This is a genomic window from Nitratireductor aestuarii (assembly GCF_014641695.1).
GTDB classification, from domain to species: domain Bacteria; phylum Pseudomonadota; class Alphaproteobacteria; order Rhizobiales; family Rhizobiaceae; genus Chelativorans; species Chelativorans aestuarii.
On sequence record NZ_BMIF01000002.1, the window covers coordinates 506,470 to 516,849 of the forward strand.

The 10,380-nt window shown below is 55.9% G+C and carries 13 protein-coding genes and 1 pseudogene; all 14 read right to left on the reverse strand.

The features are described 5' to 3' along the window. Nucleotides 1–157: 157 nt before the first annotated feature. On the reverse strand, nucleotides 158–1,192 hold the full coding sequence (locus IEX27_RS06040; protein ID WP_188720023.1) for a hypothetical protein: 1,035 nt from the start codon (nucleotides 1,190–1,192) through the stop codon (nucleotides 158–160). 193 nt (nucleotides 1,193–1,385) lie between these two features. Beyond that, complete coding sequence (locus tag IEX27_RS06045) at nucleotides 1,386–2,372, reverse strand: tyrosine-type recombinase/integrase (protein ID WP_188720024.1); 987 nt, start codon at nucleotides 2,370–2,372, stop codon at nucleotides 1,386–1,388. A gap of 518 nt (nucleotides 2,373–2,890) precedes the next feature. Next, a pseudogene (locus IEX27_RS06050) lies at nucleotides 2,891–3,704 on the reverse strand (transglutaminase-like domain-containing protein). 12 nt (nucleotides 3,705–3,716) lie between these two features. Next, nucleotides 3,717–4,001, reverse strand: coding sequence for a DUF1488 family protein (locus IEX27_RS06055; RefSeq protein WP_188720025.1), 285 nt, complete (start codon nucleotides 3,999–4,001; stop codon nucleotides 3,717–3,719). 59 nt (nucleotides 4,002–4,060) lie between these two features. Then, a complete protein-coding gene (locus tag IEX27_RS06060; RefSeq protein WP_188720026.1) occupies nucleotides 4,061–4,327 on the reverse strand; it encodes a hypothetical protein in 267 nt (88 codons plus the stop codon). A gap of 18 nt (nucleotides 4,328–4,345) precedes the next feature. Beyond that, complete coding sequence (locus IEX27_RS06065; RefSeq protein WP_188720066.1) at nucleotides 4,346–4,561, reverse strand: hypothetical protein; 216 nt, start codon at nucleotides 4,559–4,561, stop codon at nucleotides 4,346–4,348. Between the two features lie 36 nt (nucleotides 4,562–4,597). Beyond that, nucleotides 4,598–4,741 (reverse strand): hypothetical protein, encoded by a 144-nt coding sequence (locus IEX27_RS06070; RefSeq protein ID WP_188720027.1) that lies wholly within the window; start codon nucleotides 4,739–4,741, stop codon nucleotides 4,598–4,600. A 135-nt stretch (nucleotides 4,742–4,876) separates the two neighbouring features. After that, on the reverse strand, nucleotides 4,877–5,140 hold the full coding sequence (locus IEX27_RS06075) for a hypothetical protein (protein ID WP_188720028.1): 264 nt from the start codon (nucleotides 5,138–5,140) through the stop codon (nucleotides 4,877–4,879). A 562-nt stretch (nucleotides 5,141–5,702) separates the two neighbouring features. After that, the gene (arsH, locus tag IEX27_RS06080) at nucleotides 5,703–6,410 is read right to left on the reverse strand and encodes an arsenical resistance protein ArsH (protein WP_188720067.1); all 708 of its coding nucleotides are present in this window, start codon (nucleotides 6,408–6,410) and stop codon (nucleotides 5,703–5,705) included. A 1-nt stretch (nucleotide 6,411) separates the two neighbouring features. After that, a complete protein-coding gene (arsC, locus tag IEX27_RS06085; RefSeq protein ID WP_188720029.1) occupies nucleotides 6,412–6,831 on the reverse strand; it encodes an arsenate reductase (glutaredoxin) in 420 nt (139 codons plus the stop codon). After that, a complete protein-coding gene (arsB, locus tag IEX27_RS06090) occupies nucleotides 6,828–7,892 on the reverse strand; it encodes an ACR3 family arsenite efflux transporter (protein WP_188720030.1) in 1,065 nt (354 codons plus the stop codon). Before arsB ends, arsC begins: the two co-directional genes overlap by 4 nt. A gap of 2 nt (nucleotides 7,893–7,894) precedes the next feature. Then, a complete protein-coding gene (locus IEX27_RS06095; RefSeq protein WP_188720031.1) occupies nucleotides 7,895–8,422 on the reverse strand; it encodes an arsenate reductase ArsC in 528 nt (175 codons plus the stop codon). Then, nucleotides 8,419–8,772 (reverse strand): ArsR/SmtB family transcription factor, encoded by a 354-nt coding sequence (locus tag IEX27_RS06100; protein ID WP_188720032.1) that lies wholly within the window; start codon nucleotides 8,770–8,772, stop codon nucleotides 8,419–8,421. Before IEX27_RS06100 ends, IEX27_RS06095 begins: the two co-directional genes overlap by 4 nt. 448 nt (nucleotides 8,773–9,220) lie before the next feature. Further along, nucleotides 9,221–10,315 carry a hypothetical protein gene (locus tag IEX27_RS06105; protein ID WP_188720033.1) on the reverse strand — a complete coding sequence of 365 codons (1,095 nt, stop codon included), beginning with the start codon at nucleotides 10,313–10,315 and terminating at the stop codon, nucleotides 9,221–9,223. Between the last annotated feature and the right edge of the window lie 65 nt (nucleotides 10,316–10,380).

Genomic DNA, 10,380 nt, shown 5'->3' on the forward strand with positions numbered 1-10,380 from the left:
AATCACATCCACGACATCAGAACGCCGCGGAAACGTAGTTCCGTTGGTTGCATTCGGCTCAAAAAAGTTATTCCGCAGCGTCCTAATGTAAACTTGATGTAAACTTACTCAACGTTCCGGAACGTTGATGAGACAGAAACTGGTTGCGGATGTAAACTTAGTGTCCCGCAGGATGCTCTCTGTGATCCTGAGAAGTTGACAAGTTCCTGCCTCTTGGAGAATACCTCACAAGCTGAGACAGCCAGGCCGGACGTTGGATCGGAGTCTTGGCTTTCTTCGCCATCACTCGTGGAAGGACTGAGAGCACGTGCTTCCTGCAGTCAGTGTAGATCTCGTCCGTGAGTGACCTCAGACAATTCGTGGCTGCCATCCAGTCGCCATTGATTGGACGACGAGGGGCGTAACGAAACTTCGTGCGCCTCATCTTCCAAGCGTCCTTAGCAACATAGTTCGTCCACCAGATACCGGGGTTGCGGCGCAGCTTCACTTGATGCTGGCGGTTCCTATTCCATTCACCGCAGGCAAGCCGCATTGCTTTGCGACACTTTTCAATTGTCGCCAGATCTTCATTGATAGTGATCTCGCCGTGAAGGTGGATTAGGCCGCGATCGCTTTGTTCAATAATGAACCAGAACTCCGGGGAATAACCTAGCTGTTGTTTGAGCCGCCTGGAGAGACGATCACGCAGCCAACGAGCTGCTGAAGGCTTCACCTTTGCTTGTTCAGACACATCCGGCGCAAGATTCGCCGTAAAGTCAAATGCCGGGCCGGTAACTCTGAGTGTGTGATGAAACCATTCGAGGCTGGCTTGATCCGAAAGATCTCGGAACGCAGCTGGTGTTCGATGAAGACGTGGTCCGTCCGCATAGAATTGACTCCAGTGTCTCGCGTCAGCAAAAAGCTCGGCATCGTCGAGTTCTTCTGGTTGAAGAGGAAATGGGGGAAGCTTCTGCAGAGAAGAAAGATCCTGTTCGTTTATGCGTAGGATGGGAAAGAGGGGATGATGGGGATTGCAAACTATAACTGAAGTCTCGCCATCGGCTCGAGCAGCATGAAGATGTGCCAGGCCTTGAAATAGAGGGCGAAAGTGGGCGTCGCGATAGGGCGATTTTGGTCTGGTGTTCTTTGTCTTCTTGTCAATTTCCTGTCTGGTGCCGATCGTTTCGTAACCTACTTCCTGGGTATTATTCATGATCAATTATCCTATCTCGTCCAGCAGATGGGTGAGATGATTCATTATAGCGAGATCGGGACGGATTGCTCTTTCGGAGAGTCGTTTTTGGATGGGTGGATAGGATCCCGAAACCTGTCGGCGCCAGAATGCATCCGGATTGGTCAGGTCGGATTTTTCTAGGACTTCGCTCCAGGCAGGCGCTGGGCTGAAATCAGCCCAGACGCGACACCAGGTCTTCTGCCCGGAGGTGTGAGTAGCGCTGAAGCATGCGAAGCTCCTTATGACCGGATACGGTCGCGACCTCGATCACGTTCCAGCCTTTCTCGAGCAGGCGTGTGACAGCTTCATGTCTCAGATCATGAAAGTGTAGATCAGGGGAGCCAGCTCTCTCCCGGAGATGCTGCCACGCTTGCTCGACAGCGCTCTTGGTGGTGTTGAAGACCCGAACACTGTTTGCAGTCTCCTTCAGCCCCTGAAGAACTGAAACAGCGCGTGTCGACAATGGGATGTCCCTACTGTCACCGTTCTTTGTGAGCGGCAGGTGCGCAAGGCGTCGATCCAGGTCGACGTTGTCCCACGTCAGTCCTAGAAGCTCGCCCTGTCGCATGGCTGTCTCGAGGGCGAGAATGATCAAGGGGCGCATGAGAAGGTTGCGTCCGGTGCAAGCAGCTTCGAGCAAGCGTGCTTCTTCTCCCGGTTGCAAGCGGCGATCTCTTCCACGGGGAGGCTTAGGACGACGGATCATCCGGCAGGGGTTCTCTGACAGATGCACGCCCCACTCTTTACGTGCGATGTCGATCGCATGTCCGAGAGAGTTGAGTTCTCGAATGACGGTGGCAGGTGAGGCTACGGCCAACCGCTCATCCCGGTAGGTGGCGATGTGCTGTGGCGTCAGCGTTGCAAGCGTCCTATGAGCGATGTCACGTTTGAGCATCGCCTTCAGCCGATAGACCTCTGTTGAGGCCGAGCGCTTGTGTGGTGTGATCTCTCTGAGGTAGCGCTCGAATAGCTCCCGCACTGTCATCTGCTCAGCCAGGCGTGTATCTGGAAGTGAACCGCAGCGGTCGAGTTCGGCTTCTAGATTGCGTGCCCACTTCTCTGCGTCGATTTTCGTGTCGAAGGACTTGGCACGCGGGGGAATTCCTTTACGTCTAACTTGGGCCTGCCACCGCCCACGAAGCCGTCTGATCGTTGCCATGAAGCACCTCCTTGTTCTGTGCCTCATGATGCGTAGGACGCCCCGTAGACGGCGCCAAGGAGCTTTCCCGGTCCGATGTGACCGGATTGTGCCGCGGCACTGAACGGCGCTGTAGGGTGCCTTCCTAAGTCGCTGCGGGGCTTTGCAGGATCAACGGGTTAGACCAGAGGATATGTGCCGGAGAGTGCTGCCTTAGTTAGGCAGCGGTCACAGGTTCGAATCCCGTGGGGGGTCCAGCAGCCGAAACTATGACTGAAAAAGGGAATATGGAACAGTCTGCATATCGGAATGTCGAGAAAAGGCGGCGTTTGGCGGCAAAAAGTTCGCATCGCTTACGGTCGATTAGTCGCCTTGATCCTTCGCAGTAGCCAAATTGTGCGGCTGTGCATGGCAGCTATGCGCCCTTGATGTCAGCGGCCCTACGAAATCAGCAGGGGAGTGCTAAGGCGCGCATTGGCGCATTGAAAGCCTGGATTCGGTCCGGATCTTTAAGTCTGGGAACATCCACATCGACAGCATCAGCTTGTTGATGAGACCTCGTAGGTCCATACCCTAAACCCCTTCAGGGCGTGTGGTCCGAAAGAATTTATCAGCGGTATGTCGGTTGCGTCGCGGCCGCGCGCCACCACGATCCTGCCGATTCGAGGGACGTTGTTGCGCGGATCGAAGGTGCGCCATTCGCCATCGATGAATACTTCCATCCAGGCGCTGAAATCCATGGGATCGACAACCGGCAAACCAATGTCACCGAGATGGCCGTTAACGTAGCGCGCGGGGATGTTGAGGCATCGGCAGAAGGTTATTGCCAGATGCGCGAAATCGCGACAGACGCCAACCCGCTCACTGGATGTCTCGCATGCCGTCCGCGTAGATCGAGCCTGCATGTAGTTCGAAGCGGATGTGGTTGTGCACGAAGTCGCAGATCCCTTGCACGCGACCCCAGCCCGCAGGGATCGCACCAATAAGGTCCCATGCGATCTGGCTGAGCCGATCGGTTTCGCAATAGCGGCTACCCATGAGGTAGACGAGGCAGCCGTCCGGCAGGTCCCGCACCGCGTGTTCGCGCGCGCCAGGAAGCACCCTGTCCAGTTGTCCGCTGTCCCGGATTGTTGCGTCGCGCCACATGGTCAGGTCACCAGCCGGCGCGACCAGACGGAGGCAGCGGTTGCCGAAGAGATCGCGGTAGGTCGAGACCGGTAGCTCAGGATTGGTAAACTTCGTTTCCGGCACTGTGATGTCGGCGGCGCGGTCCTCATGGACCGATAGCAGGCAAACCAGGGCAGTCTGCTGCTGGCACGTCAGTGTGATCTCATACCCATAGCGGATCAGCATCGAGCGATGTGCTTACCGGAAATCGGCGGCGGTAAGCATATAGTAGGTTTGGCGGCGATGGGCGTAGGCCTCGTGCGCGACATCTTCGATCGACCCGCGCGCAGAATCGAAAGTCGAAAGATAGAATTCTTCCGATAGCTCCATGCTGCACAATCCGGCAGAGGACATGGCGAGCCTGGTGAGCGCCTTGACTTCGACAAAGAACGGCACTTCGGACATGCCGTCATGCCCGACAAAGCGAATGGCGTTGCGCGCTTCGTCAAAGCTGCGGCTGGGGTTCAGGAATTCAAGGGTCATCGTCGATCTGCTCTAGCTGTTGGCAATAGCGGTGTCACACCCAAAAGGCGGGTGATGTCCTATTTGCGTCGGCCCTCATTCCGACGATTCAGGGAACGCATGCCATCGGTTGCGACCGAGCGGCTAAGGCCGATCATCTCCCGTCCTTCGCGGCGGGCTGGAATGCCGGTGAAGACATGGTAGATGGTCCAGGATCGGTCGGCTTCGATGCGGCGGCCATATTGTTCGTCTCCTAGTGTGCGGACGGATGCACCGCCTTCATTGTCCCAGACGTCGATCGCGCGGTCGTGCCGCTCCCGTTCGGTTTCATCTACGTATCGGGTCATGATCGTGGCCTTTCTTAGTTACGAGACATCGACGATGCCGGAAAATAGCGCGTTACCGGATAAGTCGGTAATCGCGATGGCGTCGGGCCTCTGAGGCATGTCGAGCGTCTGCGAAAGCAGGCGCGCTACCTCAATGGCTTCGGCGAGATCGCCGGCCTCTATCGTCTCTCGCCCGACGACCGCATGGGCGTCATCTGTCTCCCGCGTGCGGTAAAACTCGATGACAAATTTCAAGTTGCCCATTGCTCTTTCAGCCGGAGTAGCACTGCCTCAGTGCTTGCCTTTGCCGTAAGATGGGTTGGCATTTGCAGCGATCTTAATCTGGTTGCCGAAGGTGTTTTCAGTTTTTGGAGGGGCCTTCACCTGCTTCTGCTTTCTGATCTCGCGATTGCTTCGTTTCTGCCCTTTAGCCATGTCCGAACGTCCTTTCGAAGAAAGTTGCGCCAACGCCAGACTTCTGGAGGCGGAGAGCCTCTCCGATCGGGAAGAGGTGAGCAGGAGCATCATGCCGGGCGCGTCGGTTAGCGCGTCGGTTTGGGTTGGTCGATATCATGATAGTTGGTGACCCTTTTCGATAGCGGCATCGAGATCGGCGGGATCAATCGGCGCCATTTGATGTGTGTGGCCGTCGATGCCAATGGCGGGCAGGTGAATAAAGGCCGCGACACGTCTCCAGGCGAGGCGGGAGGATACCTCCAGCAGCTCTTCGTCCTGGTCCACCAGATAGTCGCCGACAGGCTGTTCGGCGTCGAAGCCCGGCAGCATGAAGGGTGCGGAGAACCGGACGATGGTTTGTGTGGTGCGCGTTGTCATGGTCTTCTCCTCCGGAGAAGCACGTAATCGCCCCTCCTGCTTTTCCTTTTCGAACCGAAAATCCGTGCTGCCAGTAAATCGGTTGTCAGCGGCGGCTTCCATTCCAGGGTTCGAACAGAGCGATATGTGCGCCGGGTCGGCGCTTGATACATTCGCTATCGAGAACTCGGTGGTAATTGGCGGGGTCTCTGACACCGCAAGAAGCCAAGTCTGCCAAATCAACGAGATTTGTATATGGGAATTACCCTTAACGTTCGCAAGGATCGATCAGATTATATTTCATTGAATAACGTCTCTTCAATAAAAGACATCGCTGCAAAATAAAAAATTCGCTTTGAAAGAAAGCTAATTTCGCTGAAAATAGCGGCAATGTAATTTTTCCATGCGTCCCGATTTCTTTCAGGAAAATACATTTGGCACGTTGTCATCCGATTGCCAGATGATGGAGAAATTTCTGATGGGTCGAGTTTGGAAGAGAGCCGTTGCTCCGAAGCTATAACGAGGCGTGTGCGACCAGAGTGTGCCGCTCCGTTGAACGGCGCTGTGTGGGCAGACACTGCTGCTAGATCGATCCCAGACGCGTCCTCTCTTCGAACTTCTCGGCTGTTTCCTTACGCTCGCTGTAGCGGTCCGTGAGATGGTCTGCGATCCCGCGCGTCAGCAATGTGAACTTCACAAGTTCCTCCATCACATCAACCACGCGGTCGTAGTAGGATGATGGATTCATTCGCCCCTCCGGCGTGAACTCCTGCCACGCCTTCGCAACGGATGACTGGTTTGGGATCGTTATCATCCTCATCCAGCGACCGAGAACGCGCATTTGATTGACCGCATTGAAGGACTGTGACCCACCGGAAACCTGCATCACAGCCAAGGTTCTTCCTTGGGTGGGGCGGATGGCTCCGCCAGGGAGCGGGATCCAGTCGATCTGTGCTTTCATGACACCACTCATGGCCCCATGACGTTCAGGACTGGTCCACACCTGGCCTTCAGACCACAGCATGGCCTCTCGTAGTTCCTGCACCTTTGGATGGGTATCAGCCTCATCATCAGGAAGCGGCAAGCCGTCCGCATGAAACACACGTGTCTCAGCCCCTAGAGCAGTGAGCAGGTGCTCCGCTTCAAAGGTAAGGAGGCGACTATAGGAGCGCTCCCGCAACGAGCCATAAAGGAGAAGTATGCGTGGTTTGTGGTCGATCTTCGCAGGCGTCAGCCGCGCAAGGTCCGGGAGTTGAAATGCTTCCGAAAGAAGGTTCGTGAGCTCCTCCATGTCAGCCATCTGATGCACTTCGCGACGGCACGACTTCACCATCCTCCTTGGTGAAGTCACCGATATCGGGATTGGGCAAGATCTCGAGGACGACCTCAGAGGGTCGTGCCAGGCGCACGCCTTTTGGCGTCACCACAAAAGGCCGGTTGATCAGGATGGGATGAGCCTCCATCGCGTCGAGCAGCGCCTCGTCGCTCAATATTTCGTCATCGAGGCCGAGTTCCAGATATGGCGTTCCCTTTTGGCGGATTGCCTCGCGCACGGCAAGCCCCGCGGCCGCGATCATCTGTTGCAAGCGCTCGCGCGATGGCGGCATCTTGAGGTATTCGATGATCTCGGGCTCTTCACCACTCGCTCGGATCATCGCGAGCGTGTTACGCGAAGTGCCACACTTCGGATTGTGATAGATCGTGATGCTCATTCTGCCGGACTCTTGAACCCTGTTGTTGTTTGGACGGCGGCGCCACGCTCATACCAGCCCTTGCTTCTGTTGACGATCCACACGACCGAAAGCATCACGGGCACTTCCACCAGGACGCCCACGACCGTGGCAAGAGCCGCACCGGAATTGAAGCCGAACAAGCTTATGGCGGCGGCTACTGCCAGCTCAAAGAAGTTTGATGCACCGATCAGCGCCGAAGGTCCCGCCACGCAATGTTGCTCACCGGATGCTCTGTTCAGCAGATAGGCCAGGCCCGAGTTGAAATAGACCTGTATAAGGATCGGGACCGCTAGAAGCGCTATCACCAGCGGCTGTGCGATGATCTGCTCGCCCTGAAAGCCAAACAGCATCACCAGCGTTACCAGAAGCGCCACGATGGAAAGCGGCTGTAGAAAGGCGAGTGCCTTGTTGATCGCCTCCATGCCGTCCTGTGACAGAAGATACCGGCGCAGGATCTGCGCTGCGATGACCGGCACAATGATGTAGAGAGCGACCGATAGAACGAGGGTTGCCCAGGGAACGGTGATGGCAGACAACCCAAGGAGGAGAGCCACAACCGGGGCGAATGCTACGATCATGATCGCGTCATTTAGTGCAACTTGCGACAGCGTGAAGTGGGGTTCGCCCCTGGTCAGATTCGACCAAACGAACACCATGGCCGTGCAGGGCGCGGCTGCCAGGATGATCAGGCCGGCGATGTAGGATTCGATCTGCGCTTCGGGCAGTAGCGGACGAAAAAGGTAGCCAATGAACAGCCAGCCCAACAGCGCCATCGAGAATGGCTTCACGGCCCAGTTTATGAACAGCGTCACGCCGATCCCGCGCCAATAGTTGGTTACATGCCGCAGGCTTGCGAAATCGATCCGCACCAGCATGGGGATGATCATCAGCCAGATCAGCACCGCCATGGGTATATTGACGTTCGCATATTCAGCAGAGCCCAGGAGCTGGAATACACCTGGTATGAAATGTCCAAGTGCGACACCGATGATGATGCAAAGACCAACCCAAATGGTCAGGTAGCGTTCAAATATAGACATGGTTACGCGTCCTCGCCATCTGGGCTGGTTGTGCCATCCATAGCTCCAATGCCTCGCAATTTGGACTGAAGTGACATGCGGTCGATAGAGGTAAGCGGCAGGCTCATGAACGCTGCTATGCGGTTGCGCATGAACCGGGATGCATCTTCGAAGGCTGCTTGCTTGACGAACTCAGGGCCATCTGCATCCGCAGGATCTTCGATCCCCCAATGGGCCGTCATAGGTTGCCCTGGCCACACTGGGCAGACTTCACCAGCTGCATTATCGCAAACGGTGAATACGAAATCCATCTTTGGAGCATCTGGGGTGGCAAACTCGTCCCAAGCCTTCGAGCGTAGTCCTTCGGTGGAGATCCCCACATTGGTTAGCGTCTGGATGGCTAGAGGATGCACCTCCCCCTTTGGCATGCTGCCGGCCGAAAAAGCTTTGAAGCGCCCTTGTCCAACGTGGTTCATCGTGGCTTCAGCGAGAATCGAGCGAGCGGAGTTACCGGTGCAAAGAAAAAGGACGTTGTAGATTTTCTCGGTCATTGGGTGGCCTCTTGCGGTGAGCAGCAGGGGGTGAGTTCAGCGATTAACGGTGCGCAGAGGTCGGCATTGCCACCGCAGCAGTCCTTGAGCAGAAACAGCATAAGCTCTTTGAGGCCATCGAGCTTGGCGCGGTAGATGATGGATCTGCTTTGACGCTCACCTTCAATAAGCCCAGCCCGGGCAAGGGTGGAGAGGTGCGACGACATGGTGTTTTGCGGCACGTCGAGCAAGCGGGCTAACTCGCCGGCAGGAAGACCATCCGGTTCATGCTGAACAAGCAGCCGGAAAGCTTCGAGCCGAGTTGTTTGGGCGAGCGCGGCGAGCGCGGTGATTGCGTTATCTGATTCCATATATCGAGATTACTCGATTTGTGGATCAATGCAAGATGATGGAGTCCCGGTCTGCTAGCGGTGTCCGGGAAGTGGCGTGGCTGTGCCGTTCCAGCACGTGCCTGATCACGCGGGATTCACAAATCCTTGCCCGGCAAGGCGTTGAAACAGTAGGGCAATTTCCGATGGGCCGAGTTCGGAGGGCAGCACTCTATCCAGCTGAGCTACGGGTGCCTGTTCCAGCGCATCGCCAGAAGCCGAACTGCCGCCTTCATAACCTAAGCCTCCCCATGCATCAATGGAGAATGTGCGTTTCTCCCAAGGCAGTGGTCACAGGTTCGAATCCTGTCGGGTGCGCATTGGAGACGTGCCGGGAGTGGCGGGGTTGTGGCGGTTGGCGAGCAGTTGTTTCGCAGGAGGAGCAGTATAAAATGTTCACCAGAAGCGTTGCCGGGTAATCTAACTGTGGCTATCCCCTTCGAAGTTTTGCCGCATACAACGTCGCCTCATTTCGCGCCCAGGCATCATTCACAAGGTCCTGCCACTGGATGACTTCAATGGAGCCATTTACATCCCCTTGCAAAGGCATGAACCGCCCCTGACCATTCGCCGACTTCGCCCATGTGGACAGTTGCCGTTTTAAGTCACCTTCGATGTCGGCCACCACATAGCAATAGAAGACACAATCGGGAGCGATGCGAATGCGCTGTCGTTGGAAGCCTTCAATCTCCCCACCACGTAGCTCGTCTATATATTTAGTAATCTGGAAGTGGATCTGGTCTTCAGGTCCGTAGTGGGTTCTGCCTGGCTTTTTGAACTCTACAATCATGACCTTATCGAGGGGTCGGCTCGTGTCCACCGTTTCACCATCGCGCAGAGGGTCCGTTACGCCCAGACCGCTCGCAAAATCCCATACAATCAGGTCGGAACGCTCAGCATTTTCTGAAGCTCTAAGGAGCGTATCGAATCTCTTGTCTGAAGAAAAAGCTCTCGTGAATGCTAGGCGCTCATCTAATATCCAGAGGTCGTGTGCTCTTGAACGCTTCTCGGCGGCGTCGTGGCCCATCACGTGCATGGGCACAATGAAGGAGTGCAGGGTTTGCTCGAGATGGTAGTCATCCGGCCTGCCGTCTCGTTCTCTGACACGTGTCAGAAGCTTTCCCATTAGGTCGAGAACCAGTTTCCTACGAACTACGTGCTGAGCAAGTGCAAGCTGCTCTGAAGCTTGCACTTCTCGCACTGCGTTGTGCACTCGTTGGGCGAAACTCTCAGGAACGTCTTCTCCCCGAGCGAGCAGTTCGATAACATTCTCCATCGCCGATTGGCGTTCCTCGTCGCGCCGGATTTGATATTTCACCAGCCCCGTCGCAAATTCCTCCGCGGTTTGGGCACTGAATGGCACACGATCGAGCTGGACTTCCGGGTCATCAAAGCCATAGATGGGGTGTCGTGACACGAAATCGTTGTAGCTAATCCGTCGGCGTGCATTGTAGCCCACCATTTGTTGGTTTCCACCCAGAACTGAGCCGGTTAGGCGCATAATTTCCATTGAGAATTGAGCCATGTGAACCTTCCCCCCAACGCGGTGAGCGACGGGGGCAACGGAGTGATCCACATGGGACTTTTAAA

Bases quoted from the DNA above. Each gene is read 5' to 3' on its own strand.
- IEX27_RS06040 (WP_188720023.1), bottom strand. From the start codon at position 1,192: ATGAATAATACCCAGGAAGTAGGTTACGAAACGATCGGCACCAGACAG.
- IEX27_RS06045 (WP_188720024.1), bottom strand. From the start codon at position 2,372: ATGGCAACGATCAGACGGCTTCGTGGGCGGTGGCAGGCCCAAGTTAGA.
- IEX27_RS06055 (WP_188720025.1), bottom strand. From the start codon at position 4,001: ATGACCCTTGAATTCCTGAACCCCAGCCGCAGCTTTGACGAAGCGCGC.
- IEX27_RS06060 (WP_188720026.1), bottom strand. From the start codon at position 4,327: ATGACCCGATACGTAGATGAAACCGAACGGGAGCGGCACGACCGCGCG.
- IEX27_RS06070 (WP_188720027.1), bottom strand. From the start codon at position 4,741: ATGGCTAAAGGGCAGAAACGAAGCAATCGCGAGATCAGAAAGCAGAAG.
- IEX27_RS06075 (WP_188720028.1), bottom strand. From the start codon at position 5,140: ATGACAACGCGCACCACACAAACCATCGTCCGGTTCTCCGCACCCTTC.
- arsH (WP_188720067.1), bottom strand. From the start codon at position 6,410: ATGGAGGAGCTCACGAACCTTCTTTCGGAAGCATTTCAACTCCCGGAC.
- arsC (WP_188720029.1), bottom strand. From the start codon at position 6,831: ATGAGCATCACGATCTATCACAATCCGAAGTGTGGCACTTCGCGTAAC.
- arsB (WP_188720030.1), bottom strand. From the start codon at position 7,892: ATGTCTATATTTGAACGCTACCTGACCATTTGGGTTGGTCTTTGCATC.
- IEX27_RS06095 (WP_188720031.1), bottom strand. From the start codon at position 8,422: ATGACCGAGAAAATCTACAACGTCCTTTTTCTTTGCACCGGTAACTCC.
- IEX27_RS06100 (WP_188720032.1), bottom strand. From the start codon at position 8,772: ATGGAATCAGATAACGCAATCACCGCGCTCGCCGCGCTCGCCCAAACA.
- IEX27_RS06105 (WP_188720033.1), bottom strand. From the start codon at position 10,315: ATGGCTCAATTCTCAATGGAAATTATGCGCCTAACCGGCTCAGTTCTG.